Genomic DNA, 26,940 nt, shown 5'->3' with positions numbered 1-26,940 from the left:
CCGGCTGATATCACGCCGCCTTGGCGACGTGATATTCCTTGATCGCGACCATCTTGATCGCCGGAAACCGCTCGGATTCATACCGCAGCGAGAAGGCATCCTGCGCCAGAAACACCGGATCGCCATCCAGATCGCGAGCGATATCGCCGCGCTTGACGTTGAGGAACTTGTCCATTTCCGCCGGCTGATCGGACGAGATCCAGCGGCAGACGGAAAAGCGAGACATTTCAAACGAGACCGGCAGGCCATATTCGCCCATCAGCCGTTCCTTCAACACATCGAGCTGCAGCGCGCCGACAACGCCGACGATGGCGGGCGAGCCGTCTTCTGGCGAAAAGAGCTGCACGACACCTTCTTCCGCCATCTGCTGCAAAGCTTCCTTCAGCTTCTTCGCCTTCATCGCGTCTTCCAAGCGCACGCGGCGCAGGATTTCCGGCGAGAAGTTCGGCACGCCCTGGAATACGAGGTTTTCACCTTCGGTCAGCGTATCACCGATGCGCAGCGTGCCGTGGTTGGGAATGCCGACCACATCGCCCGCAAAGGCGGTATCGGCCAGCTGGCGCTGTGACGCGAAGAAGAATTGCGGTGCTGTCAGCCCCATGAGCTTGCCGGTGCGCGACAGCCGCGCCTTCATGCCGCGCTCCAGCTTGCCGGAGCAGATGCGGGCAAACGCGATGCGGTCGCGATGGTTGGGATCCATATTGGCCTGAATCTTGAACACGAAGGCCGTCATCTTGTCTTCCGCCGCATGCACGGTGCGGGTATCCGCCACCTGATCGCGCGGCGGCGGGGCGAAATCACCCAGCGCATTGATGAGGTCGCGCACACCGAAATTGCGCAGCGCCGAACCGAAGAATACCGGCGTCATGTGACCTTCCAGGAACGCCTGACGGTCGAAGGGGCGGCAGGCTTCCAGAGCCAGTTCCGTTTCCTCGATAAAGACCTTGCGCTCATTTTCCGGCAGACGATCGGCGACAGCCTGAGGGCCGTTGACCGAAAGGCCATCCACCTGCGTGTCGTTGCCACGAAAGGTGTTTTCAGCAAGATTGTAAGCGCCACAGAAGCTCTTCGCCCGGCCGACCGGCCAGGTGATCGGCGCGGTATCGAGCGCCAGCTTTTCCTCGACCTCATCCAGAATCTCGAAGGGATCGCGGCTTTCGCGGTCCATCTTGTTGATGAAGGTGATGATCGGAATATCGCGCATGCGGCAAACTTCGAAAAGCTTCAGCGTGCGCGGCTCGATACCCTTGGCGGCATCGATGACCATGATCGCCGCATCCACCGCCGTCAGCGTGCGGTAGGTGTCATCGGCAAAGTCTTCGTGGCCGGGCGTATCGAGGATGTTGAAGACGCGGTCGTTATATTCGAAGGTCATGACCGAAGTGACGACCGAAATGCCGCGCTCGCGCTCGATCTTCATCCAGTCCGAACGGGTCTGGATGCGATCCTTCTTCGCCTTCACCTCGCCGGCAAGCTGGATCGCTCCGCCGAACAGCAGCAGTTTTTCCGTAAGCGTGGTCTTACCCGCGTCCGGGTGCGCAATAATAGCAAAGGTGCGGCGGCGGGAGACCGCCTCGGCAAGTGTTTCGGCCATCTGACAAATCCTGTGGAATTGCGGGGTATCTAGCGTTTCAGGCCCGCATTTGCAATTGACCTTGCCGCGATCTCGGCAAACTAATGCCGCATGACCGTTCAAAATGATAATCGACCCCTCCTCCGGCTTGTGCGTCTTGCCAATGGCGCAGACCTCGAATTGCCTTCCTATGAAACCCGTGGCGCCGCCGGAATGGACCTGCGCGCCGCAGTGCCGGCCGATGAACCGCTGACTTTGCAGCCGGGCGAACGGGCGCTGGTGCCGACCGGCTTCGTCTTCGAGGTTCCGCAAGGCTATGAGGCGCAAATCCGTCCGCGCTCCGGCCTCGCCATCAAGAACGGCATCACCTGCCTCAATTCCCCCGGCACGGTGGACAGCGACTATCGCGGCGAAGTGAAGGTCATTCTCGCCAATCTGGGGCAGGCCGATTTTGTCATCGAGCGCGGCATGCGCATCGCACAGATGGTGATTGCACCAGTTACGCAGGTGGCAGTCAGCGAAGTGGCCGAAACATCCGAGACGGCACGCGGTGCCGGTGGTTTCGGCTCCACGGGGCTTTGACCAGCCCCCTTATGGGCGATTGTTTTCACCCCTGATTTTCGCTATTGATCTGGCGGATTTTCGGGGAAAATGACCATGACGCTGACGACCCTTCTTGCCTATGCCACCGCACTCTTCATCGCCGCTGCCATTCCCGGCCCCGGCATGACGGCGATCGTGGCGCGGGCGCTTGGATCGGGGTTTCGGGAAACCTTCTTCATGGGCCTCGGGCTGGTGCTGGGCGACATGATCTACCTGACCGGCGTGATCCTCGGCCTCGCCTTCGTGGCGCAGACTTTTCAGGAGGCCTTCATGGTCCTGAAGTTTGCCGGCGCAGCCTATCTTCTCTATATCGCATGGAAGCTCTGGACCGCCGGCCTCTTGCCGCAGGACCTGAAGGCGAAAAAAAGCACCAGCATTCCCATGTCGTTTCTGTCCGGCCTGCTGATCACGCTGGGTAATCCAAAAACCATGCTGTTTTATGTGGCGCTAGTGCCGACGCTGATCGACATCCGCATGATCGGCCCATCGGAATATGCGACACTTCTGGCGCTGACCTTCGTCGTGTTGATGGCCGTTCTCCTGCCTTACATCCTGCTTGCTGCCAAGGCGCGCAACCTCCTGAAACGGCCAAGTGCGTTGACGATCCTCAACCGCACCGCGGCGGGAATTCTGGCGGGAACGGCGACCATGATCGCGATCCGCAGCACCTGAAACGATTTCGTGCATTTGCCTGATTTATCGTGAATTTTTTCCGGTAATCAGACGATATTAGGACGAACGTTCGCTGGCCTGACAAGACTATTGCTCCTATTCTGCCGCTGAAATCTTGCGGCCACACATCGTGTGGCCTTCATACAGGAGAGCATCATGCCCGAAGCCAGAAAGCCCGGACGCGGACGCGTCTATTCCTCCATCACCGAAACAATCGGCGATACGCCGATCGTGCGGCTGGACAAGCTGGCGAGGGAAAAGGGCGTGAAGGCCAATCTTCTCGCCAAGCTGGAGTTCTTCAACCCCATCGCCTCCGTGAAAGACCGCATTGGCGTTGCCATGATCGAAGCGCTGGAAGCCCAAGGCAAGATCACCCCCGGCAAAACGACGCTGGTTGAACCGACCTCTGGCAACACGGGCATTGCGCTAGCCTTTGCCGCCGCCGCCAAGGGTTACAAGCTGATCTTGACCATGCCGGAAACGATGTCGGTCGAACGCCGGAAAATGCTCGCCTTGCTGGGCGCGGAACTGGTGTTGACCGAAGGCCCGAAGGGCATGAAGGGCGCCATCGCCAAGGCACAGGAACTGGCCGAAACCCTGCCAGACGCGATTATTCCCCAGCAGTTCGAAAACCCCGCAAACCCGGATATTCATCGCAAGACGACGGCGGAAGAAATCTGGAACGATACCGAGGGTGCTGTCGATATTTTTGTTTCGGGCATCGGCACGGGTGGCACTATCACCGGTACGGGCCAGGTGCTGAAATCCCGCAAGCCGGAGGTGAAGGTCATTGCCGTCGAGCCAGCCGACAGCCCGGTTCTTTCCGGTGGCAACCCCGGTCCGCACAAGATCCAGGGCATCGGCGCCGGTTTTGCACCCGCGATCCTCGACACTGGAATCTATGACGAAATCGTCACCGTGACCAATGACGACGCTTTTGAAATCGCCCGTCTGGTGGCGAGGCTGGAAGGCGTACCCGTCGGCATCTCCTCGGGCGCGGCACTCGCAGCGGCAATCAAGGTCGGCGCACGTGAGGAAAATGCCGGCAAGAATATCGTCGTCATCATTCCCTCCTTCGCGGAACGTTACCTTTCGACCGCTCTTTTCGAAGGGCTTGGGCTTTAAGCCGTTCCTCTTCGGTCAGGCCGCAAACGCGCGCCTGACCGCAATGACAAACTGTGCCGCTGGCCATCCGCCAGCGGCACAATTGTTTTAGCCGGTAAAGGGCGAAAGAACGCCTCTTATGCCGCCGCCGTCAGTCCTTCACCGGCAATGCGGTATGAAATGGCTTCGGCCACATGTATACGTCCGACAGTTTGTTTGCCGTCCAAATCAGCCAATGTGCGGGCGACCTTGAGAATGCGATGATAACCGCGTGCGGAGAACTTCAACCGTTCGGCAGCATCGCGCAGCAATTGCAGCCCGGACACATCGGGCTCCGCATATTTTTCGATCAGCGTTGTCGTGCAGCGAGCGTTGGTGCGAATGCCTGAAAAGCCCGCCGCCGCATAACGCTCCTGCTGCGCAAGGCGGGCGCGAGCGACACGGGCGGCCACCACCGAACTCGGTTCGGCAGTCATAGGACGGATGAGGTCCGTGGCGGAGACGGCGGGAACGTCGATGCGGATATCGATGCGATCCATCAGCGGGCCGGAAATGCGGGCCTGATAATCTGTCATGCAACGTGGCCCTCTGGCGCAGGTGAAACCCGGCTCCCCCGCTCTGCCGCACCGGCAGGGGTTCATCGCAGCGACAAGCTGGATTTCCGCCGGATAGGTGACGCGGTGATTGGCACGGGCGATGATGCATTCGCCCGTTTCCAGCGGCTGGCGCAGCGCATCCAACACCTGTGGCGCAAATTCCGGGAACTCATCGAGGAAAAGAACGCCGTGGTGGGCAAGTGAAGCCTCACCCGGCTTGGCACGCAGCCCTCCGCCGATCAGCGCGGCCATGGTGGCGGAATGGTGTGGCGTGCGAAACGGTCTGCGGTCCGACAGCTTGCCGCCGGACAATTGGCCGGCGATGGAATGGACCATGGACACTTCCAGCAATTCCGCAGCCTCGAGCGGTGGAAGAATTGAGGGCAAGCGCGCGGCGAGCATGGATTTACCGGAGCCGGGCGGGCCAACCATCAGCAGATTATGGCCACCGGCAGCTGCCACCTCCAACGCGCGCCGGGCCGTCTCCTGCCCCTTGATATCGGCCAGATCCGGCAAATTGACCGGATTGGCGCGGATGGCGGGCATCGGGCGGGAGAGAAGCTGGGTGCCGCGAAAATGGTTGGCAAGCGCAATAAGGCTGCGTGGGGCGAGAATATCGATGCCAGCCCCCGCCCAGGCTGCTTCCGGCCCGCTATCAGCCGGGCAAATCAAACCCTTCCCGAGCGCATTGGCACCGATGGCCGCGGGCAGAGCGCCCGAAACCGTGCCGATGGTGCCATCGAGATTGAGTTCGCCGAGAACCACATATTGCCCGAGCGCTTCCGCCGGGATCGCTCCCAACGCGGCCATGAGACCCAAAGCGATCGGAAGATCGAAATGCGATCCTTCCTTGGGCAAATCCGCAGGCGCCAGATTGACCGTGACTTTTTTTGCCGGCAGCGCCAGACCGGAGGCGTGGAGCGCGGCCTGCACCCGCTCCCGGCTTTCCGCCACCGCCTTGTCCGGCAGGCCGACGATCTGGATGCCGACCTTTCCGGGTGCGACCATCACCTGCACCTCGACCGGCACACCCTCTATTCCCTGAAATGCAACCGTATTGACCCGCGCCACCATGGCCTGCCCCCGCAAACCGGCCACAACATCAAAGCACTATGCCCCGATGGCGGCCACTCTCAAGTAACCTGCCACAGAGCAAAGAATAAAACAAGAACATTAAGCGAACAATTTCGCGCGCACGGTGTATTTCAGTTGTATAGAGTTGTGCACGCGGAACAAACGCAGGTGGCGAGGAAATTGCCTCAGAAATCCTGTGCTTCGCGCTTTTTCTCGATCGCATCCCACAACAGGCTTGCCACATCGGCACCGCCGAATTTCTGCACTTCACGAATGCCTGTCGGTGAGGTGACGTTGATTTCCGTGAGGTAATCGCCGATCACATCGATGCCAACGAACAGGAAACCGCGCTCGCGCAGGGCGGGGCCGATGCGGCGGCAGATTTCCTTCTCACGCGCGGTGAGTTCCGTTGGCTCCGGGCGGCCGCCGGCATGCATGTTGGAGCGAGCATCATTTTCCGCTGGCACGCGATTGATCGCGCCCACGGGCTCGCCATCCACCAGAAGGATACGCTTGTCGCCCTTGCGAACATCCGGCAAGTATTCCTGGGCGATATAGGGTTCGCGGAACATCTGGCCGAACATTTCCAGCAGCGATGAGAAATTGCGGTCGTCCCGCGCGGAATGGAAGACGCCTGCACCACCATTGCCATAAAGCGGCTTGAGGATGATATCGCCCATTTCATTGCGGAAGCGGGCGATTTCAGAGACATCCTTGGTGATCAGCGTCTTCGGCATCAGATCGGCGAATTCGGTGACGAAAATCTTTTCCGGCGAGTTGCGGACCCAGGCGGGATCGTTGACAACAAGCGTTTTGGGATGAATGCGCTCGAGCAAATGGGTCGAGGTGATGTAGGCCATGTCGAATGGCGGATCTTGGCGCAGATGAATGACATCCATGGTCGAGAGATCGACCCGCTCCGGCTCCGAGAGCGAAAAATGGTCGCCCTTGATATCGCGCAGTTCCATCTGTTCGACGGTCGCGTAGATCTTGCCATCGCGCATGGAGAGGCGTTCGGGCGTATAGTGAAACAGCCGGTATCCACGTGCCTGCGCCTCAAGGCTCATGGCGAAGGTGGAGTCGCCGGCGATATTTATGCCGGAGACATGATCCATCTGGATCGCGACGTTCTTGATCTTCGCCATGCGCATCTTCCTCTTGCAGCATGCGGACGCTTCGCGGTTCCGCCGTGCCCATTGCCTCGTCTGTTCGCGATTCCCCGCAGGACCGGAAGAGACCCGGAAATGCTTCAGAAAACCCTGAAGATGTAGGGCAGCGACCATTCAAACGCAACTGCTGCGAGGGGTGCTTTTTGTGAGTTTTATTGAACCTTCACAATTCCGCAGGTGGCGCTGCGCAGAGCCCCACCTGACGGAGTGTTTTACCAGTTCAGGCCGCCAGCTTGTAGGAACGACCGGCAAACAGCTTGTTCTTGACCCGGTAGGCCAGAGCCAGCGCCGTGGGGAAAGGGCGGCGCATGAAGGCAACCTTGCGGACATACTCATCCACCCGCCAGGTGGCCCATGTTCCCGCGCGGAAATAAGCGACGTCACCCACCCGCAGGATACTGACTGTGCCGTCTTCCGCCGTCACATGCACCTCACCCTCAAGGATATAGACCGTCTCGTCCCAACCGAAGAACCAGCGGAACTCGCCCGCCGTACAATCCCACATGGCTGTGCTGGAGGCGCGGTCTCCGCTTCTGGAATGATCCGCCGCACGCGCCTGAGGATCGCCGGAAATGATCCAGTCGGGGTTGATGGGGGCCGGCTGCAGCCGCAAATCGGTGCAGGACGCGCTAACCACGCCCTCGTCTTTTGCCCGGCGCAAAGAGGCGGGAAATATCGGCACCGTGCGGATCGCCATGGTGGCAGCCGCCGCGAACATCATCTTTAAAGGCATATTAGAAAACCCCCGTGAAATATTGGAGATCTTCTATCATCGGGATCGTAACGAAGCGGTTTTGACAATCGGCGCAATTTTAGTCATCGCGCCGATTTCTTATCGTCCACTCAGGCCGTTGCCAACTGCACGGGCTGCGCCACAGCCTGTTCCGCCTTGCCCGCTATGCGCTTGCCGGTCTCGCTGGAGAAGAAGTGCAGCTTGTCCGGAGATATGGCGACCGACAAGGTAGCCGGAATCTCGACCTCCGGCGAAAACGCCACAGTCAGGTTCTGGTCGCCGATCATGCCGTGGATAAGACGCTGCGAGCCGAGTTCCTCGATATACTCGACGCGTAGCGAAAAACCGGGCTCACTTGCCGCCGCCAGGCGGAAATCTTCCGCCCGCATGCCCACAGTAACCGGGCCGGAGGTGGGGGCGAAACCGTTGAGCGCGGTCAGCGACGGCCCGACCGCAAGGCTATCCCCATGCAACTCGCCGCTCAGCAGGTTCATGGCGGGAGAACCGATGAAGCTTGCGACAAAGGTGGAAGCGGGGGTGTGATAGACCTCAAGCGGTGCGCCGATCTGTTCGATGCGGCCGCCGTTCAGCACCACCAGACGATCTGCCAGCGTCATGGCTTCCAGCTGATCGTGCGTGACGTAGATCGAAGTGGTGCCGAGGCGCTTTTGCAGGCGCTTGATCTCCCCGCGCATGGAAACGCGCAGTTTGGCATCAAGGTTGGACAGGGGCTCATCAAACAGGAAGGCCGCCGGTTTGCGCACGATGGCGCGGCCCATGGCGACTCGCTGACGCTGGCCGCCGGAAAGGGCGCGCGGCTTGCGCTCCAGATAGGGTTCGAGCTGGAGCATGCGGGCGGCCTCGGCCACGCGCGCATCGATCTCCGCCTTCGGCGTCTTGCGGTTCTTCAACCCGTATTCCAGGTTCTGGCGCACCGACATATGCGGATAGAGCGCATAGTTCTGGAACACCATAGCGATATCCCGGTCAGCAGGATCTACCTGGTTGACCACCCGGTCTCCGATCTTCACCGTGCCTTCGGAAATATCCTCAAGTCCGGCCACCATACGCAGGAGCGTGGACTTGCCGCAGCCGGAAGGACCGACGAGAACAATGAACTCGCCGTCCCTGATGTCGATATCGACGTGATGCACGGCACGCACGCCGCCGTGATAATCCTTGCAGACCTGACTGATTTCTATCGCGGCCATTTTCGGTTTCCTTATTTGTCGCTTTCCGTCAGGCCCTTGATGAACCAGCGCTGGAAGATCACGACGATCATCACAGGCGGCAGCATGGCCAGAACGGCAAGCGCGAAAGCTTCGTTGTAATCGGGGATTTGCGAACCGACCCAGACTTGCAGGATCGACTTGATGCCGCGCATCAGGGTGAAGAAACTCTCGTCCGTGGTCATCAGCATGGGCCAGAGGTACTGGTTCCAGCCGTAAACGAACATGATGATGAAGATCGCCGCCATCATGGTACGGGAAAGCGGGATGATCACATCAATGAAGAACTTGACCGGGCCCGCACCGTCTATGCGAGCGGCTTCCAGCAATTCTTCAGGAATGGATTTGAAGAACTGCCGGAAATAGAAGGTGCCCGTCGCAGACGCCAGAAGCGGCACGATCAGACCGGTGTAGGAGTTCAAGAGGCCGAGTTTGCTCATCACCTCATAGGACGGCATGATGCGTACTTCGAGCGGCAGAAGCAGGGTGGTGAAGATGATCCAGAAGGCAAGCGTTGCAAACCGGAACCGGAAATAGACGATCGCATAGGCTGCCATCATCGACAGGACGATCTTGCCGACGGCAAAACCGATGCCGAGGATCAGCGAGTTGAGCACCATGTTGAGACCGGTGATCTGCCCGGTGAAGCCGCCCTTCTGCGTCAGGACCTTTTCATAGGTTCCGACGAAATTGTCGCCCGGAATGAGTGTCAGGCCGCTGCGGTGGATTTCCGCTGCCGTATGGGTGGACGTCATGAATGCCACGACGACAGGCAATATCAGGAAGAGTGCGCCGATGATCAGCACCAGATGGTCGAGGGGTTTTGTCTTGTACATTGTCTTTTCCCTCAATTGTAATGGATGCGTTTTTCGATGAAGCGGAACTGGATGATGGTCAGAACGAAGACGACCAGCATCAGGATGACGGACTGAGCAGAGGAACCGCCGATGTCATTGCCGCGGAAACCGTCGAGAAAGACCTTGTAGACTAGCGTAATCGGATTGTTGGCGGCCTTGTCCTTCACCATCACGTCGATAATGCCGAACGTATCGAACAGTGAATAGGTGATGTTGATGATCAGCAGGAAGAAGGCAGTCGGTGCCAGAAGCGGCATGATGACCGTCCAGAACCGGCGCACGCTCGATCGGCAATCGATGGCGGCAGCCTCGCGCACGGCGACGGATACGCCCTGCAATCCGGACAGGAAGAAGATGAAATTATAAGGGATCTGCTTCCAGACCGCGACGGCAATCATGGCGAAGGCTGTATCGAAGTAGTTGAGGCCAACCTTCATATCCCAGCCCAAAAACGCAGCCATCTTGACGAAAGGCCCGATATGCTGGTCGAAAAACATCATGCCGATGAGACCCGCAACCGGCGGCGCGATGGCGTAAACGGAGATCAGCAACGTCTTGTAGGCGGAACTGCCGCGAACGACCGCATCGGCCTTGACCGCAAGCAAAAGACCGAGCGCCAGCGAAAAGAAAGTGACCAGCACGGTGAAGACAACCGTGAATTTGGCGATGTTTAGATATTCCGGATTGAAGATGGCATCGGAATAATTGGCGAATCCCACGAACGTTGCACCGAACCCGAAAGGGTCTTCGATAAAGAACGACGATTGCACGGCCTGAACGGAGGGCCAGTAGAAGAAGATGAAAATCACCGCCAGTTGCGGCGCCAGAAACAGATAGGGCACGTAGGACGAGGAGAACTGCACGCGCTTCATGCTGGCTTCTGCGGCCTTCGCCGTTTTTCCGGTTTTTGCAGACCGGCCGGATAGAAACCGGGCCAGACGCGGTTGAGACGATGTATAGGCCACGCTTGCGCCTCCTTAATCCAAGAGCGAGCCTCCTTTCCGGCGGAAAGGAGGCTCGACAACTATCGTTGGTTTCAAAAAGGGAGATCAGCCAGCCGTTTTAGCGAAACGGGCGAGAAGATCATTGCCTTCTTTTTCGATGATGTCGAAGGCGTCCTTCGGCGTTACTTCGCCGGAGAAGATGCGGTTGTATTCGCGTTCCATGATGGAGCGGATCTGCGGGTAGAAACCGAGGCGGTAGCCCTTGGACCATTCGCCTGAAGGCAGCGACAGCTGCTGGATACCGACTTCGGCGGCAGGCTTTTCCTTGTAGAAGCCTTCAGCCTTGGCCTTTTCGTAAGCAGCCGTGGTGATAGCGACGTAACCGGTTGCCTTGTGGTAGAAGACCTGGATTTCCGGCGAAGTCAGGAACTGGAAGAAGTCAGCCACGCACTTGTTTTCGGCTTCAGACTTGCCCGACATTGCAAAGAGGGCAGCGCCGCCGATGAAGGAGTTGGTGCCAGCGCCCTTGATGGAGCCCCAGTAGGGAAGGAAGGTTGCCGAGAACGGCATGGACGCCGTCTTCTGCAGGCCACCGAACGAACCCGAGGAACCGATCCAGAGGGCAACCTTGCCTTCTTCGAAGGGCTTCTGGTTGTCGTTCCAGCCGGCGCCGTAGTAGGCGAACAGACCCTTGTCTTTCCAGTCCTTCAGCTTGTCGAACATCATGACAAGGTTCGGATCGGTGACCTTCAGCTTGGTGTCGGTGACGCTGTCATAACCATTGTTGTTGGTTGCGAACTGGATGTTGTTGCGGGAGAAGAAGTTCTCCGTGAACTGCCAGGTGAGCTGCGACTGGACGAGCGGGATGTAACCGGCTTCCTTCAGCTTCGGTGCGACCTTTTCAAAATCTTCCCAGGTCTTCGGAGCTTCGACGCCGGCCTTCTTCAGGGCTTCGTCGTTGACATACATGATCGGCGCGGAAGTGTTGAAAGGCATGCCGACGAACTTGCCGTCAGCGGCAGCGTAGAAATAGCGGACGCCGTTGATGAAGGCTTCGCGGTCGAACTTGTAACCGGCCTTGTTGATGAGGTCTTCTGCAGGAATGACAGCGCCCTTGGCGTTGATGATGGTGGCAGCGCCAGCATCGAAAACCTGAAGAATGTTCGGCTGTTCGCCCGAACGGAAAGCAGCGATGCCGCTTGCAAGCGCTTCTTCGTATGAGCCCTTGGAAACCGGCGTCAGAGCGCATTCCTTCTGGGCTTCGTTGAACTTCTGCGAAACTTCGTTGATGACTTCGCCGTTACGGCCGCCCATGCCGTGCCACCAGGTGATGTTGGTCGCAGCCATGGAAGACGTTGCCGAAATGCTGACCGCCACTGCGGCCATGGAAATCTTCTTCAACATTACTAAATCCTCTCCACCATTTATTGGGATGAGGATGCGAATAGAGACGTTCCATGACGCCTCTTTAACGGTTTTATGTCAGATTTATTACAGTCCCTGCGATAGGGACTCCATTCTTCCAGAAACGGATGTCTCAAGCGTCCTTGCGCTTTATGGGGCGAGCCGGATTTCCGACCACCGTCGTCCCGGCCAAGACATCCCGCGTCACCACCGAACCGGCCCCGACGATCGCGCCATCGCCAATGGTGATGCCGGCCAGAAGGATCGCGCCGCCGCCGATCCAGACATCGCGACCGATCGTGACCGGCTTTGCGATTTCAATGCCTTGCGAACGCGGAACCGGGTCCAGGTGATGTTCGGCGCAATAGATCTGCACGGCCGGCCCCAACATCGCGCCATCGCCAATCCGCACGGGCGCAGAATCAAGAATGACGCAGCCGGTATTGAGATAGACGTTCGCACCCAACGTAATGTTGAAGCCGTAAGCGCAATGAAACGGTGCTTCGATAAAGGCTCCTTCCGCAACGGAGGCAAAGAGCGCCCGCAGCAAAGGCGACATGGCCTCACGCTCATCCGGCGGCGCGGTGTTGTGCTGGTGAACGGCACGGCGGGCGCGGACGCGCAGCACGTCCAGTTCGGCATCCATGCAACAGTACCATTCGCCCGCAGCCATTTTTTCCCGCTCAGTGGACATTGCCTCCCCCCTCAAAAAGCGTCGATGAAATGCTGCGGCAGGCGTCGTGGCAGGACTGCGACGATATCGAAACGCAACGAAAACCGCGCGGCATCCTTGCGGCGGGAGAGCCAAATATCGGCAGCCGCCCGAATGCGCTGTTGCGAACGGCAGCCGACCGCATCGACAGCCCCGGCACCGGAAGGCCGCGCCTTGACCTCGACGATGGCGACGACATCCTTCTTGCGGGCAATGAGATCGATTTCCCCCAGTCGGGTTCGATAACGAATGGCGAGGATGCGGTATCCCCGAAACAGCAGATAGAGTGCTGCCCAGTATTCCGCAGTGTGGCCGCGTCGCTCGGCCTTTCGTCTCTTGTTCGTTTGCCCGTCAGCGGCCATCCGCATCCTTCATATCCAGCAGCCGTTGATAAAGCTCCTTGCGCGGCAGGCCCGTCAGCTTTGCCGCCTCGGCTGCGGCCCTTGCGGCAGGCATGGTTGTGACGAGATCCTTCAGGAGTCTCTCGACATCCTCGATATCGGGAATTTCGTCATAGGAGGGCGGCTCTATCAGGAGCACGATCTCGCCCTTCACCACACGGTCCTCGTCGTAATATTCCGCAAGCTCGCCCAGCGTGCCACGCCGGAACTCCTCGAAAGTCTTGGTCAGCTCGCGGCACACCACAGCACGGCGATCGCGGCCAAGGACTTCCGATGCCACCTTTACGGAGGTGCCAATGCGGCGTGGCGATTCAAAAAACATGAGGGTGGCCGGAATTTTCGCAAGTTCGGCAAAACGGTCGCGCTTGCCGCGATCCTTTACGGGCAGAAAGCCCGCAAACAGAAAGGCGTCACTCGGCATGCCAGAACCGACAAGGGCAGCAAGCGGCGCAGATGCTCCCGGCACCGGCACGACGCGATGACCGGCCTCAAGCGCGAGCTGACCAAGGCGATAACCGGGATCGGAGACGAGTGGCGTTCCGGCATCCGACACCAGCGCCACGGATTTTCCGGCCTCCAAAGCGGCTATGAGTTTTGGCCCCGCTTCCTGCGCATTATGCTCGTGATAGGAGAGCGGACGTGTGCGGATACCGTAACGTTCGAGCAAAATGCGGGTGACGCGGGTATCCTCGCAGGCAAGGACGTCAGCCGAAGCCAGCGTTTCCAGCGCCCGGATGGTGATGTCGCCGAGATTGCCGATGGGAGTGGCCACGAGATAGAGCGCCGGCTCCAACGGCCGCGCCGGAATAGTGGCCGTGCCGATCCTGAAGCTCTTGGTCGCCTGTCCGGCGTCGCTGTTCGATATTTCTTCCGTCACACGGCTTCCAATCATTCTGGCCGATCATTCCCGGCCGGTCGCTCCAGTTTTACCCCTTTATGGGCAATAGAAAACCGGCGAACAAGGTCCACGGGCGGTCACAGGCTGTGGATCATGCTGTATAGCAGCAAAATGACCGGCGGCAGATGCACTCGGCTCTTGCATTTTCTGCAATAACTCTGCCATTTTGCCCGTCCACATTATCCGGCGTTCCGGCCGGTCAAGACTCTTCTTACCGATCCGGCGGTGGCCGGGTCGCAACGGTTGAAAGCGGTAGCGTCCATGCGTATTACTCTTGAGCGGTCGAACCTTCTTAAATCGCTGAACCACGTCCACAGGGTCGTAGAGCGTCGTAACACGATCCCGATCCTGTCCAACGTTCTGCTGCGCGCATCCGGCGCCAATCTGGATATGAAGGCGACCGACCTCGACCTCGAAATCACCGAAGCGACGCCGGCCATGGTGGAGCAGGCGGGCGCGACCACCGTGCCGGCGCATCTGCTTTATGAAATCGTGCGCAAGCTGCCGGATGGTTCCGAAGTGCTTCTGGCCACCAATCCGGATGGCTCCACAATGACGGTTGCTTCCGGCCGTTCGAAATTCTCGCTGCAATGCCTTCCAGAAACCGATTTCCCGGATCTGACCGCCGGTACTTTCAGCCACACCTTCAAACTGAAGGCGACCGACCTGAAGATGCTGATCGACCGGACGCAATTTGCGATTTCGACCGAAGAGACACGCTATTATCTGAACGGCATCTTCTTCCACACCATCGAAAGCAACGGCGACCTCAAGCTGCGCGCAGTCGCGACGGACGGTCACCGCCTTGCGCGCGCCGATGTGGATGCGCCTTCCGGCTCCGAAGGCATGCCGGGCATCATCATTCCGCGCAAGACCGTCGGCGAATTGCAGAAGCTGATGGACAATCCCGAACTTGATGTCACTGTCGAGGTATCGGACGCGAAAATCCGCCTGACCATCGGCTCGGTCGTTTTGACCTCGAAGCTGATCGACGGCACCTTCCCGGATTACCAGCGCGTCATCCCCACCGGCAACGACAAGGAAATGCGCGTCGATTGCCAGACCTTCGCCCGTGCGGTCGATCGCGTGTCGACCATCTCTTCCGAGCGTGGCCGCGCCGTGAAGCTGGCGTTGACCAACGGCCAGCTGACGCTGACCGTCAACAATCCGGATTCCGGCAGTGCGACGGAAGAAGTGGCTGTCGGTTACGACAATGATTCGATGGAAATCGGCTTCAATGCCAAATATCTCCTCGACATCACCTCGCAGCTTTCCGGTGAAGACGCGATTTTCCTTCTGGCGGATGCGGGCTCGCCAACGCTCGTTCGCGACACCGCCGGCGACGATGCGCTTTATGTTCTGATGCCGATGCGCGTTTAAAGTGGACTTTTTGTCCTCAAATCAATCAAAAAACGCCGGTGGATCGCTCCACCGGCGTTTTTTGATTCGGCGCAGACAGATTTCTAACGCTAAACGAATTTTTCCAATTACGACATTTTGCCTTGTTTTAGCGCCAAATGAGATCAACAGTGCGTAACATTTTTTTGACAATGACCAAAATACATCCGAGGGGAATTATGGCACTCAACCTGAAGCAACGCTTTGAAAGAAAATTTGAGGAAGAAATCCGCTTTTTCAAAGGCATGGTCAGCCAGCCGAAAAAGGTCGGAGCCATCGTCCCGACATCCTCCATCACGGCAAGAAAAATGGCGAGTGTCATCGACCCGCATTCGGACTTGCCAGTTCTCGAACTCGGCCCCGGTACCGGTGTCATCACCAAGGCCATTCTGGCACGCGGCATCAAGCCGGAGCGCCTGACGGCCATCGAATATTCGACCGATTTCTACAACCAGCTTCTCAGAAGTTATCCGGGCGTCAACTTCATCAATGGCGATGCCTTCGATCTGAATGCGACACTTGGCGAGCACCAGGGCCAGATGTTCGACAGCGTCATTTCCGCCGTACCGATGCTGAATTTTCCGATGGCCGCCCGCATCAAGCTTCTCGACGAATTGCTGAAACGCGTGCCGCACGGTCGCCCCGTCATACAGATATCCTACGGTCCGATTTCCCCGATCGTTGCGCAGCCGCATCTCTACCACATCCGCCATTTCGATTTCATCGTGCGCAACATTCCTCCGGCGCAATTGTGGACCTATACGCGGGCCTGATCACACGGCAGAGTGGGCAAAGGCCGTCATTTCCCGGTCGTGACAGATGGTTAGGGTCCTGATTTTCCCTTTCCATCGCCATTGAGGACCGTTCCCATGCATGCCCTTTACATTACCCATCCCCAGGTCCGGATCGATCCGGCGGTTCCGGTTCCGGAATGGGGACTTTCGGACTTGGGTGCACGGCGGGCGTGTGAGGCAAGCCGCCTGCCATGGGCACGCGCATTGCGCCGGATCGTGTCGAGCGCGGAAACCAAAGCCATCGAAACCGCCCGAATCCTTGCTGAAACATCCGGCGCGGATATTGAGATCATCGAGGTGATGCATGAGAACGACCGGTCGGCAACAGGCTTCCTGACGCCGCCGGAATTCGAAAAGGCTGCCGACTGGTTTTTTGCCCATCCGCGAGAGAGCTTTCACGGCTGGGAACGGGCAATCGATGCGCAGGCGCGAATTGTTAACGCCGTCAGGGCCGTTCTAGACCGGCACGACCCGCAACAGCCGATTGCCTTTGTCGGCCATGGCGGCGTCGGCACGCTTTTGAAATGCCATATCGAAGGCGTCGGCATCAGTCGTAGCAAGGACCAGCCACCCGGCGGCGGCAATCTTTTCCGGTTCCCAATCGCCGAATTTTCACTTGCAGCTCAGCGCCCCACATGCGACTGGACGGCAATGGAAACATGGCAGGGATAAGACAATGACCGCGCGCGAAAAACTGATCGTCGGGCTCGATGTTCCGACTGTGCAACAAGCTGAAGACATCGTATCGAAGATTGGCGATGAGGTTCTGTTCTACAAGATCGGCTATCAGCTGGTATTTGCCGGTGGTCTCGAATTCGCCCGCGACCTTGCCCAGAGCGGCAAGAAAGTCTTTCTCGACATGAAACTGCTCGACATCGACAACACCGTCGCCTCTGGTGTCGAAAACATCGCCCGCATGGGCATGTCGATGCTGACCCTGCATGCCTACCCGAAAGCCATGCGCGCCGCAGTCAAGGCAGCCGAAGGCTCTGGCCTCTGCTTGCTTGGTGTCACCGTGCTAACCTCGATGGATGATGCCGATCTTGCGGAAGCCGGCTATGCATCGGATGCCCGTTCGCTGGTGCTGCGCCGTGCGGAACAGGCGCGCGAGGCGGGCATGGGCGGCATCGTCTGTTCGGCAGAGGAATCGACGGCGGTGCGTGAAATCTTGGGCCCCGAACTTGCCGTCGTCACCCCTGGTATTCGCCCGGCCGGTGCCGAGGCGGGAGACCAGAAGCGCGTGATGACGCCTTTTGACGCCATCAAAGCCGGTTCGAGCCATCTGGTTGTCGGCCGCCCCATCGTCAGAGCAGAAGATCCGAAAGCAGCAGCCCGCGCCATTCTTGACGACATGCTGCGCGCCAGCTTTCCGGCAAATCAATAAGGACCATCGGAGGAGACGAAATGGCAAAGGGTTACTGGATCGCGCGCGTGGATGTACGCGACAACGAACGCTACAAGGACTACGTGTCGACTGCGAAGCCCGCTTTCGAGCGGTTCGGCGCCAACTTTCTCGCCCGCGGCGGTGCGTTGACCGAACTTGAGGGCAAGGCACGCGCACGCAACGTCATCATCGAATTCCCTTCGGTGCAGCACGCGATCGATTGCTACAACTCGCCCGAATACCAGGCGGCGGCCAAAATCCGTCAGGAAGTCGCCGACGCGGAGATGATGATCGTCGAAGGAATTTGACGGTCGTCAACCGCATTTCCAAAACTAGTCCCGGGCCTTGTGACAACGTCTCTTCACGCGCGCACGGCTTTGGGCTAAGAGACTGAAAAACGCTTTATCGACAGCTTCTGAGGAGCCTCCCATGACCTTGGCCAACCTTCCACCCCTCGTCACCGTTTTCGGCGGTTCGGGTTTCGTCGGGCGGCATGTCGTGCGGATGCTCGCCAAGCGCGGTTACCGCATCCGCGTTGCCGTGCGCCGTCCCGATCTTGCTGGTTTCCTGCAGCCGCTCGGCAATGTCGGCCAGATCTCGTTTGCCCAGGCGAACCTGCGGTATCGCGACTCCATCGTCAAAGCCATCGAAGACGCCGACCACGTGGTCAATTGCGTTGGCATTCTGGCCGAAAGCGGCCGCAACACCTTTGACGCCGTGCAGGAATTCGGCGCGAAAGCCATTGCCGAGGCAGCCCGCAACGCCGGTGCAACGCTGACGCACATCTCCGCCATCGGTGCCGATGCCAATTCGTCGACCGGCTACGGCCGCACAAAGGGCCGCGCCGAGGCAGCAATCCATTCCGTTCTGCCCGGCGCCGTGATCCTGCGCCCTTCGATCATCTTTGGACCGGAAGACGACTTCTTCAATAAATTCGCCAAGATGGCCCGCAGCCTGCCGTTCCTGCCGCTGATCGGCGGCGGAAAAACCAAGTTCCAGCCGGTCTATGTGGAGGATGTAGCGGAAGCCGTTGCCCGCAGCGTGGATGGCAAGCTGAAGCCCGGCGCCATCTATGAACTGGGTGGCCAGGACGTCATGACGTTCCGCGACTGTCTTGAGGCGGTTCTTGCCGCAACCTACCGTCAGCGTCCTTTCGTCAACCTGCCTTTCGGCGTCGCCTCAATGATCGGCAAGATCGCTTCGCTGGTGCCGCTGATTACGCCGCCGCTGACTGTCGATCAGGTGACCATGCTGAAAAAGGATAATGTCGTTTCCGCTGACGCGGAAAAGAACGGCCTGACCCTGGAAGGCATCGGCATTACGCCCGTTCGCGTTGCTTCCGTCCTGCCGTCCTACATGGTGCACTATCGCCCGCACGGACAGTTCTCGAACGCCGGAAAAGCAGCATAAACCTACCGTCGCGCATTAACGATCTGAACGAAAGCGGGAACCATTCCCGCTTTTTGTTTTTGCGCAATTCAATCGCAACCAAACCGCTATTGGCGCATTTCCCCCTCAACTGCAGGGGAGGTGCACCATCGACTGAAGCTGTTTTGAACAGCCGGGTAAAAGTTAACGGCCAAGTGGCCTTCACAGCCAAGCGTGGCACAAGCGCAACTGTGGAAAAGACTTCGCATTAACCCGGTATTCAGCAAGCCGCTTTATTGATAATGGCCACATTCCTAACATATCCAGAACCCTCACTTCACACACGGCGGCGTAATCCGCGCGAACGAACGTCTGAAAGGCAATAATAAAATGGGCAGATCTATCGCACTCTTTTTTGCGTGTGCGGCTTTGGTGGTTCTGGCGGGTTCTTTCATGGCGCCGGGCACGGTTGCAGCGGGTAAGAGCGGTTGCGCTCCCGCCTACGGTGTCGACCCTTGCGCAACGGCTTCGATCAGCACGAACTGATCAGCTTTCACAAGTCTCAAATAAAAAGCGCCTCCGGATTCTCCGGGGCGCTTTTTGTTTTGTCCGTGCATTGGAAACGAACGGCTATTTTAAAGCTCGGCTCAACGGTAGAGCAGAAGTGCCGCCAGACCCAGCGAGCCGATGACGATGCGCCACCAGGCAAAGGGTGCAAAACCGCGCCGCGATACGAAGTCCAGCAGCGAGCGCACGACGAACAGGCCGGAGACGAAAGCGGCGATGAAGCCGACGACAATCAGCGCACTGTCATCGAAGCTCAGGGCATCTCGGTTCTTGTAGAGATCGAGCACAAACGCGCCGAGCATGGTCGGCATCGCCAGGAAAAACGAGAATTCGGCGGCGGAGCGCTTGTCCGTGCCCATCAACAGCGCGCCAACAATGGTAGCGCCGGACCGGGAGGTGCCCGGAACCATCGCAAGGCACTGGAACAGACCGATCTTGAAGGCAAGCGACGGCGGATAATCCATGATGTCGGTATATCTGGGCTTCAGCGGCATCCGGTCGACGGCCAGCAATATGACGCCGCCGATAACCAGTACGATACAGATGAGGATGGGTGTTTCGAACAGCACCGTCTTGATGAAGTCATGCGCCAGAGCGCCGATCACCGCCGCCGGCAGGAAGGCGACAGCGACAGCCAGCACGAAGCGGCGCGCCTTGGCACTTGTTGGCATCGCCATGGCGATCGACACAAGCTTCTGAAAATAAACAAGAAGGATAGCAATGATCGCGCCGAGCTGAATGAGAACGGCAAAGGTGTTGCCCGGCGATTTGAAGCCGAGAAAATGCCCGGCCAGCAGCACATGCGCCGTTGAGGAAACGGGAATGAACTCCGTAAGACCCTCGATAATGCCCAGCAAAAGCGCGCTGATGATCGATTGGTCACCCATGAGGTATCCTTTTTTCAGGGGGAAGCGGGAATGGAAAGCAATTGCGTTAAACTTGTTTTAAAGTAGCCAAGCTCTTATAGCGTCTTGATGAAGCGAAACTGAAAAAGTTTTCCGGCAATTGTCGATCATGACAACCAATCGTAAAAATTGAGTACCGATGCCAACTCTCTATCACTCTCCCATGTCGACCGCATCGCGGTTCGTTCGTCTGATCCTTTCGGAATACGGGTTCCAGACCGATCTCGTGGAGGAGCAGCCGTGGGAAAGAAGGCGGGAGTTTCTGGCGCTGAATCCGGCGGGCACCCTGCCGGTCTATCTCGATGACAATATGCGCTCTCTCAGCGGTCCCTACGTGCTCGCCGAGTTTCTCGACGAAACGCACGGGGTTTTGAAGCGTGACCGGCGATTGCTGGCGGAAGACCCGTTTCAGCGGGCGGAAATCCGCCGCTTGACCGAGTGGTTCCTGCAGAAGATGGAAAACGATGTGACCCGACCGCTGGTGCGGGAGCGGGTTTATAAATTGCAGATGACGGCGGCGCAGGGTGGTGGCCCCCCGGACTCCAAGCTTCTGCGCACCGCGCGTAACAATGTTCGTCAGCACATCAAATATCTGGAATGGCTGGCGGGTTCGCGCACTTGGCTCGCCGGCGACCGATTGAGTTATGCCGATCTGGCCGCGGCTGCTTCTGTTTCGGTGCTGGATTATCTCGGCGAAATCAACTGGCTTGAAGCGCCAATTGCCAAGGAGTGGTATCAGCGGCTGAAATCGCGCCCGTCCTTCCGGCCTTTCCTCAGCGAGCGCATTCCGCGCCTTGCCCCCTCCTCCCACTACGCCGATCTGGATTTCTAAGTTCCGGCCTCCCGGTTATTTGCTGCGGCGTGTAGCTACGCATATATATGTCGCAGAGTAACCCGCAGGAGAAACGACCATCGACGTTGCCAGCGACAAGCAGCGGATACGCGCTCGCAAACTGACGGACTTCGTTCGTCAGGAGGCGCTTTCGCTCGGCTTCGATCTCTGTCGTATCACCGCGCCGGACAGCATTCCGCTGGCACCGGGACGGTTGAGGCAGTTTCTCGATAAGGGCTATCATGGCACGATGGCGTGGATGGAGGAGACCGAAGCCCGTCGCGCCGAGCCGAAAACGCTGTGGGGTGACGTGCGCTCCATTGTCATGTTCGGGCTGAATTACGGGCCTGAGGAAGATCCTCGCGGCGTTCTTTCCAAAGCCGACAAGGCAGCCATTTCGGTCTATGCCCGCAACCGCGACTATCACGACGTCATAAAAGGGCGACTGAAAGAAATCGCCACCCGTTTTGCCGCGCGCGCCGGCGAGGACGTGAAGGTCTTCGTTGACACTGCGCCGGTGATGGAAAAACCGCTTGCCGCAGCCGCGGGTCTCGGCTGGCAGGGCAAACACACCAATCTGGTCAGCCGCACCCATGGTTCCTGGCTGTTTCTCGGCAGCATGTTCACCACCGCCGAGCTTTTTCTTGATGAGGCCGAGAAGGACCATTGCGGCTCCTGTCGCGCCTGTCTCGATGCCTGTCCGACGGCCGCCTTCCCCGCCCCCTACCAGCTGGACGCCCGCCGCTGCATCTCCTACCTCACCATTGAGCACAAAGGCGTCATCCCGCACGAGTTCCGGCCGATGATAGGCAACCGCATCTATGGCTGCGACGATTGCCTTGCTGCCTGTCCCTGGAACAAATTCGCGGCCAGCGCCTCCGAGATGAAGCTGCAGGCGCGCGAGGATTTGAAGGAACCTTCCATCGCCTTCCTGCTGACGCTGGACGACGCTGCCTTCCGCAGCTTCTTCAGCGGCTCACCAGTCAAGCGCATCGGGCGTAACCGCTTCATCCGCAATGTGCTGATAGCGGCTGGAAACTCGCGCGACCAGCAATTCGTGCAGCAATGCAAGTCTCTCGCCGAAAAAGACCAGGCACCGGAGGTGCGCGGCATGGCCGCATGGGCTTTGTCGCAGCTTATGGACAGCGAGGAATTCAGTGCATACTCTGCCGGCCGCGCCCCGGAGCCTGATCCAGAGGCGGAAATGGAATGGCAACTGGCAGAGGCATGACCCATGCATGTGATGATTTTCGGCGCAGGATATTCGGGCAAGGCCATCGCAAACGCGCTGAAAACCGAAGCTGCAACGATATCGGGCACCACGCGCAGCACTGACAAGTTCGCAAGCCTTGCTGCAACTGGCATGACACCCTTCCTGTTCGACGGTGCCCATCTTAATGACGATCTCATCGCCACAATGGCCAATGTCACGCATCTCGTGCAGTCCATCGCGCCGGGCAAGGATGGAGATCCACTGCTTGCGCTTTTGGGCGACGACGTGAATCGGCTTCTGCCCAAGCTTGAATGGATCGCTTATCTTTCCACCGTTGGCGTCTATGGCGACCATGACGGCGCATGGGTGGATGAGGAAACCCCGTGCCGCCCGGTTTCCGCCCGGTCCGTGGAACGCGTTGCTGCCGAAACCGCCTGGGCTGCGGCTGCTGAAAAAGCGGGGGTGCCGCTTGCCATCTTGCGCCTTTCGGGAATTTACGGCCCCGGACGCAATAGTTTCATGAATTTCAAAAAGGGAACGGCGCGCAGGCTGGTGAAGAAAGACCAGGTGTTCAACCGCATCCGGGTTGAGGATATTGGTGCGGCCCACGCCTTTCTGGCGCGGAGAAATGAACGCGGCGTCTTCAATGTGACGGATGATGAACCCGCCCCGCCGCAGGATGTGGTGAGCTTCGCCGCCACGTTGATGGGCCTCGAGCCGCCGCCCGAACAGGCATTCGAGACCGCGGATCTGACGCCGATGGCACGCTCCTTCTACGGCGAGAACAAGCGCGTTTCCAACGCCAGGATACGTGGCCTCGGTTTCGATTTCAGCTTCCCGGAGTACAAAATCTCCCTGACACAATTGTGGGAAAGCGGCCTCTGGCGGGGCTAAAAATCCCCCATTTAAAAGCGATGAAAAATCCTTCCAAACCCGTTTTTGAGGATGGTTTTGGTGGTTTTTCAGTCAATTAGGCTTTTATTAACCATGCAAAAATCGCTAAAATCATAGCCATTAGAAAAATATTTCGCTCACATTTCGTGAACTCGATTCACGAAGGCGTGACTTGTAACAGCATTTCCATTGAGCATTGATTCTGCGTCATTTTTTCCACTTTTCAACAATAAGGCACCGACAACACCTTTCCGGCTAACAATCACGAATGTTACGGTCTGTAACACTTCGTGATTTGAGATCAGCTTTTTTTCGCCATTTTTCCCTCGCCCTACAATCTCGCATTCAAACGCGTTCAGGCCAGACAATGGCCGTTTAGCAAGGGCACAATCAATCGGCGCGGGGCCGATTTTCAGGGAAGCACAGTTTGTTGAATATCCGTCGTATAACTTTCACCGTCGCAACTATAGCCGCCTGTTCCATCATTGCGCCTCTTCAGGCGAATGCGGCAAATGGTTGTGGAGGGGCATCGTGGTATGCGTTGAGCTCCAAGACTGCTTCGGGCGAGCGTATGAACGCCGCAAACATGACCGCCGCTCACCGTTCGCTGCGGTTCGGCACCAAGGTCAAGGTTACCAATGCCCGTAACGGCAAGGCCGTTGTGGTACGCATCAATGACCGCGGTCCGTTCATCAAGGGTCGCGTTCTCGATCTTTCCAAGGCCGCTGCCAAAAACATCGGCATGATCAGTTCCGGCACCGCCAAGGTCTGCTACGAGGTCGTCAGCGCCGATTGAGCCTTGCCCTTGCCGCCATTCGCGTCTACCAACCGGGCTAATCAGCAAAATGAGGTAGACAATGCGTTTGGGCGGGCGTTTGGCCGGAGCAATCGAAGTATTGGCGGATATTGAGGGACGCAGGCGTCCCGTTGCCGATGCTCTGAAGGACTGGGGACTTGCCCATCGTTTCGCAGGTTCGGGTGATAGGGCCGCGATCGGCAACATCGTCTATGACGCGTTGCGCATGAAACTGTCACACGCCTGGCTGATGGATGACGACAGCGCCGCCTCGCTTGGTTATGCAGTTCTGCTGCGCCAATGGGGCAAGAGCTTTTCGGAACTTGCGGCGGAATTCGACGGCGACAAATTTGCCCCTGCCGCGCCTGATGAAGAAAAGCAGAAAGCCTTTCTCTCCCGTTCTCTCGCCGATGCACCAGCCCATATTCAGGGCGACATTCCCGAATGGGTTCAAGCATCCTTCGAGACGGCGTTCGGAGAGGGCTGGCTTGCCGAGGCGCAGGCGCTGAACCAGCGCCCGACACTTGATCTGCGGGCCAACACGCTGAAGGCCACTCGCGACAAGGTGCTGAAGGCGCTGGAAGAGAGCGGTGCGGAAGCAACGCATATCGCCCGTCAGGGTGTCCGCATCCCCGCCGGCGAAGGCCCTTCCCGCCTGCCGAATGTGACCGCCGAACTGTCCTTCCAGAAAGGCTGGTTCGAAGTGCAGGACGAGGGATCGCAGATCGTTGCCGATCTTGCCGGCGCGCATGAAGGCGAACAGATACTCGATTATTGCGCCGGTGGCGGCGGCAAGACGCTGGCCATGGCCGCCAGCATGAACAACAAGGGTCAGGTTCACGCCTTCGACGCCGATCGCAAGCGCCTCGCGCCGATCATCGAGCGGCTGAAACGAGCCGGCACGCGCAATGTGCAGGTTCATGACCGCGCAGCCGGACTTGTCCCGTTTCATGAAAAATTCGATCGCGTTCTGGTGGACGCCCCCTGCACTGGCACCGGAACATGGCGCCGGCGGCCTGACACCAAATGGCGGCTGACGACACGCAATCTGGAAGAACGGGTACAGCAGCAGGGCGAGGCCCTTTCGCAGGCCAAGGGTTTTGTGCGCCCCGGCGGCGAGCTGCTTTATGTCACCTGCTCGGTTCTGCCCGAGGAAAACGAGCAGCAGGTCAAGCGCTTCTGCGAAGAAAATCCGCAATTCTATATCGGTTCGGCACTGGAACGCTGGCAGACGACTTTTGGCGGCAATGCAAACAAACCGCATTCCTCTGACGGCAAGACAGTGACGCTGACGCCTGCAACTACAGATACGGACGGTTTCTTCTTCTGCGTAATGAAACGCAAAGCCTGAAACAGGTTTTGCACGCGCTGATTTTACTTCGAAAAATACCGAGTAGCTTGTTTCAAAGCATTCTAAACTAGAATATTTGACACAAGTTTGCGATTGGGTCAGAACTCGCTTGCCGCAGCGTGAAGTTATTTCACGCCTGCCCAAGGAGAGGGATCATGATCCGCAAAACCATTCTCAGCGCGTCTTTCGCGCTTCTGGCCGCATCCGCGACCTTCACCGCGCTTCCCGCCCGCGCTGCGACCGACGCCGCCGCTGTCGTCAAGCATTACGCCGACGTCGCGCATGCGAAATACGAGGATTCGCTGACCACGGCGAAGGCGCTGGACAAGGCAATCGACGCGCTGATCGCAACACCGAGCGAAGGAACGCTGAAAGCTGCACGTGAAGCGTGGATCAAGGCGCGCGTTCCCTACCAGCAATCGGAAGTCTATCGTTTCGGCAACCCTGTGGTCGACGCCTGGGAAGGCAAGGTAAATGCCTGGCCGCTGGATGAAGGCCTGATCGACTATGTCGACGGTTCCTACGGCACCGAGAGCGACGAGAACGAGCTTTACGTCGCAAACATCATCGCCAATCCGAAGATCAAGATCAGCGGCGAAGATGTCGATACCTCGAAGATCACCCCCGAACTGATCGAAAGCCTGCACGAGGCGGGCGATGTCGAAGCCAATGTGACGACCGGTTACCACGCCATCGAATTCCTGCTCTGGGGCCAGGACCTGAACGGCACCGGACCGGGTGCGGGCAACCGCCCCTATACCGACTACGACAAGAAGAATTGCACGAACGGCAATTGCGACCGCCGCGCCGATTACCTGAAGTCCGCCTCCACCCTGCTGATCAAGGATCTTCAGGAAATGGTGGACGCCTGGGCGCCGGAAGGCGAAGCCACCAAGACAGTGGAAGCCGACCCGAAAGCCGGCCTGACCGCCATTCTCACCGGCATGGGCTCTCTTTCCTATGGCGAGCTGGCAGGGGAGCGCATGAAGCTCGGCCTTCTGCTGCACGATCCGGAAGAGGAGCATGATTGCTTCTCAGACAATACCTATAATTCGCATCTTAACGACGCCATCGGCATCGCATCTGCCTATACCGGCGAATATACCCGTGTGGATGGAACGAAGATGACCGGCGCCTCGCTGTCGGAGCTGGTCGGCGCCAAGGACAAGGCGCTGAACGACGAGATGACGGCGAAACTGAACAAGACGCTCGACGCCATGCATGCCATGGAAAAGCGTGCCCAGACGGTCGAGGCCTACGACCAGATGATCGGCGAAGGCAACAAGGAAGGCAACGCCGTGGTTCAGGCTGCCATCGACGGCCTTCTCGACCAGACGAAAACCGTCGAACGCGTGATTGCGGCACTCGATCTCGGCAAGATCGAACTTGAGGGTTCCGCCAGCCTCGATAATCCGAACGCCGTCTTCAAATAAGAGCCAATGCGGGCCGCAGATCGCTGCGGCCCGCCA

27 protein-coding genes are annotated in these 26,940 nt (G+C 58.5%); 15 read left to right on the top strand and 12 right to left on the bottom strand.

The features are described from left to right. Positions 1–10 precede the first annotated feature (10 nt). On the bottom strand, positions 11–1,594 hold the full coding sequence (locus GH784_RS02895) for a peptide chain release factor 3 (RefSeq protein WP_003514729.1): 1,584 nt from the start codon (positions 1,592–1,594) through the stop codon (positions 11–13). A 90-nt stretch (positions 1,595–1,684) separates the two neighbouring features. Between GH784_RS02895 and dut the strand changes: the two genes are divergently transcribed. From dut to cysK, 3 genes are all read left to right on the top strand, one after another. After that, positions 1,685–2,155: a dUTP diphosphatase gene (gene dut / locus GH784_RS02890; protein ID WP_025592237.1), complete on the top strand. Its 471-nt coding sequence runs from the start codon at positions 1,685–1,687 to the stop codon at positions 2,153–2,155. Between the two features lie 75 nt (positions 2,156–2,230). Continuing rightward, positions 2,231–2,848 carry a LysE family translocator gene (locus GH784_RS02885; protein ID WP_019564444.1) on the top strand — a complete coding sequence of 206 codons (618 nt, stop codon included), beginning with the start codon at positions 2,231–2,233 and terminating at the stop codon, positions 2,846–2,848. Positions 2,849–3,004: 156 nt separating this feature from the next. Beyond that, complete coding sequence (cysK, locus tag GH784_RS02880; RefSeq protein ID WP_038489629.1) at positions 3,005–3,973, top strand: cysteine synthase A; 969 nt, start codon at positions 3,005–3,007, stop codon at positions 3,971–3,973. A 116-nt stretch (positions 3,974–4,089) separates the two neighbouring features. Here the strand turns inward: cysK and GH784_RS02875 are convergent, their stop codons facing one another. From GH784_RS02875 to rsmI, 10 genes are all read right to left on the bottom strand, one after another. Then, a complete protein-coding gene (locus GH784_RS02875) occupies positions 4,090–5,622 on the bottom strand; it encodes a YifB family Mg chelatase-like AAA ATPase (RefSeq protein WP_065703900.1) in 1,533 nt (510 codons plus the stop codon). A gap of 185 nt (positions 5,623–5,807) precedes the next feature. Beyond that, positions 5,808–6,767: a glutathione synthase gene (gene gshB / locus GH784_RS02870; protein WP_003514721.1), complete on the bottom strand. Its 960-nt coding sequence runs from the start codon at positions 6,765–6,767 to the stop codon at positions 5,808–5,810. Positions 6,768–7,011: 244 nt separating this feature from the next. Next, positions 7,012–7,524 carry a cupin domain-containing protein gene (locus GH784_RS02865; protein WP_065703723.1) on the bottom strand — a complete coding sequence of 171 codons (513 nt, stop codon included), beginning with the start codon at positions 7,522–7,524 and terminating at the stop codon, positions 7,012–7,014. Between the two features lie 110 nt (positions 7,525–7,634). Then, complete coding sequence (locus tag GH784_RS02860; RefSeq protein ID WP_153793198.1) at positions 7,635–8,735, bottom strand: sn-glycerol-3-phosphate import ATP-binding protein UgpC; 1,101 nt, start codon at positions 8,733–8,735, stop codon at positions 7,635–7,637. Positions 8,736–8,746: 11 nt separating this feature from the next. Then, positions 8,747–9,589: a sn-glycerol-3-phosphate ABC transporter permease UgpE gene (gene ugpE, locus GH784_RS02855; RefSeq protein ID WP_025592232.1), complete on the bottom strand. Its 843-nt coding sequence runs from the start codon at positions 9,587–9,589 to the stop codon at positions 8,747–8,749. Positions 9,590–9,600: 11 nt separating this feature from the next. Next, on the bottom strand, positions 9,601–10,575 hold the full coding sequence (locus GH784_RS02850) for an ABC transporter permease (RefSeq protein ID WP_025592231.1): 975 nt from the start codon (positions 10,573–10,575) through the stop codon (positions 9,601–9,603). Between the two features lie 84 nt (positions 10,576–10,659). Further along, entirely contained in the window at positions 10,660–11,958 is a 1,299-nt protein-coding gene (locus GH784_RS02845) for an extracellular solute-binding protein (protein WP_003514712.1), read from the bottom strand. A 133-nt stretch (positions 11,959–12,091) separates the two neighbouring features. Next, a complete protein-coding gene (locus GH784_RS02840) occupies positions 12,092–12,652 on the bottom strand; it encodes a sugar O-acetyltransferase (RefSeq protein ID WP_065703719.1) in 561 nt (186 codons plus the stop codon). An 11-nt stretch (positions 12,653–12,663) separates the two neighbouring features. After that, on the bottom strand, positions 12,664–13,032 hold the full coding sequence (locus GH784_RS02835; protein WP_111828555.1) for a YraN family protein: 369 nt from the start codon (positions 13,030–13,032) through the stop codon (positions 12,664–12,666). Next, a complete protein-coding gene (gene rsmI / locus GH784_RS02830; protein WP_003514706.1) occupies positions 13,022–13,963 on the bottom strand; it encodes a 16S rRNA (cytidine(1402)-2'-O)-methyltransferase in 942 nt (313 codons plus the stop codon). The genes GH784_RS02835 and rsmI overlap by 11 nt, the downstream gene beginning before the upstream one ends. Before the next feature lie 267 nt (positions 13,964–14,230). Between rsmI and dnaN the strand changes: the two genes are divergently transcribed. From dnaN to GH784_RS02800, 6 genes are all read left to right on the top strand, one after another. After that, entirely contained in the window at positions 14,231–15,349 is a 1,119-nt protein-coding gene (dnaN, locus tag GH784_RS02825) for a DNA polymerase III subunit beta (protein WP_003514704.1), read from the top strand. Between the two features lie 197 nt (positions 15,350–15,546). Next, a complete protein-coding gene (gene pmtA, locus GH784_RS02820) occupies positions 15,547–16,140 on the top strand; it encodes a phospholipid N-methyltransferase PmtA (protein ID WP_003514702.1) in 594 nt (197 codons plus the stop codon). 96 nt (positions 16,141–16,236) lie between these two features. Next, positions 16,237–16,833, top strand: coding sequence for a histidine phosphatase family protein (locus GH784_RS02815; protein ID WP_065703717.1), 597 nt, complete (start codon positions 16,237–16,239; stop codon positions 16,831–16,833). A 4-nt stretch (positions 16,834–16,837) separates the two neighbouring features. After that, positions 16,838–17,545, top strand: a complete 708-nt coding sequence (gene pyrF, locus GH784_RS02810; RefSeq protein WP_065659807.1) for an orotidine-5'-phosphate decarboxylase — start codon at positions 16,838–16,840, stop codon at positions 17,543–17,545. Positions 17,546–17,565: 20 nt separating this feature from the next. Next, complete coding sequence (locus GH784_RS02805; protein WP_003514697.1) at positions 17,566–17,853, top strand: DUF1330 domain-containing protein; 288 nt, start codon at positions 17,566–17,568, stop codon at positions 17,851–17,853. 121 nt (positions 17,854–17,974) lie between these two features. After that, positions 17,975–18,955, top strand: coding sequence for a complex I NDUFA9 subunit family protein (locus GH784_RS02800; RefSeq protein WP_003514695.1), 981 nt, complete (start codon positions 17,975–17,977; stop codon positions 18,953–18,955). Positions 18,956–19,560: 605 nt separating this feature from the next. On the opposite strand, the gene GH784_RS02785 is transcribed toward GH784_RS02800, so the two are convergent. Beyond that, the gene (locus GH784_RS02785) at positions 19,561–20,367 is read right to left on the bottom strand and encodes an undecaprenyl-diphosphate phosphatase (RefSeq protein WP_065703716.1); all 807 of its coding nucleotides are present in this window, start codon (positions 20,365–20,367) and stop codon (positions 19,561–19,563) included. Between the two features lie 157 nt (positions 20,368–20,524). On the opposite strand from GH784_RS02785, the gene GH784_RS02780 reads away from it, so the two are divergent. The 6 genes from GH784_RS02780 to GH784_RS02755 all read left to right on the top strand — a co-directional run bounded on the left by GH784_RS02780 (position 20,525) and on the right by GH784_RS02755 (position 26,904). Then, complete coding sequence (locus GH784_RS02780) at positions 20,525–21,217, top strand: glutathione S-transferase family protein (protein ID WP_003514689.1); 693 nt, start codon at positions 20,525–20,527, stop codon at positions 21,215–21,217. A gap of 79 nt (positions 21,218–21,296) precedes the next feature. Beyond that, positions 21,297–22,448 (top strand): tRNA epoxyqueuosine(34) reductase QueG, encoded by a 1,152-nt coding sequence (gene queG, locus GH784_RS02775; RefSeq protein WP_065703714.1) that lies wholly within the window; start codon positions 21,297–21,299, stop codon positions 22,446–22,448. 3 nt (positions 22,449–22,451) lie between these two features. Then, the gene (locus GH784_RS02770) at positions 22,452–23,324 is read left to right on the top strand and encodes an SDR family oxidoreductase (protein WP_065703712.1); all 873 of its coding nucleotides are present in this window, start codon (positions 22,452–22,454) and stop codon (positions 23,322–23,324) included. Positions 23,325–23,751: 427 nt separating this feature from the next. After that, positions 23,752–24,120, top strand: coding sequence for a septal ring lytic transglycosylase RlpA family protein (locus GH784_RS02765; RefSeq protein WP_013635343.1), 369 nt, complete (start codon positions 23,752–23,754; stop codon positions 24,118–24,120). Positions 24,121–24,181: 61 nt separating this feature from the next. Continuing rightward, positions 24,182–25,471, top strand: coding sequence for an RsmB/NOP family class I SAM-dependent RNA methyltransferase (locus GH784_RS02760; RefSeq protein WP_065703710.1), 1,290 nt, complete (start codon positions 24,182–24,184; stop codon positions 25,469–25,471). A gap of 155 nt (positions 25,472–25,626) precedes the next feature. Continuing rightward, a complete protein-coding gene (locus GH784_RS02755) occupies positions 25,627–26,904 on the top strand; it encodes an imelysin family protein (RefSeq protein WP_003514680.1) in 1,278 nt (425 codons plus the stop codon). Positions 26,905–26,940: the final 36 nt, after the last annotated feature.

The organism is Agrobacterium tumefaciens (genome assembly GCF_009649785.1).
Classification (GTDB): domain Bacteria; phylum Pseudomonadota; class Alphaproteobacteria; order Rhizobiales; family Rhizobiaceae; genus Agrobacterium; species Agrobacterium tumefaciens.
This window is presented reverse-complemented; position numbering and strand designations above follow the sequence as displayed.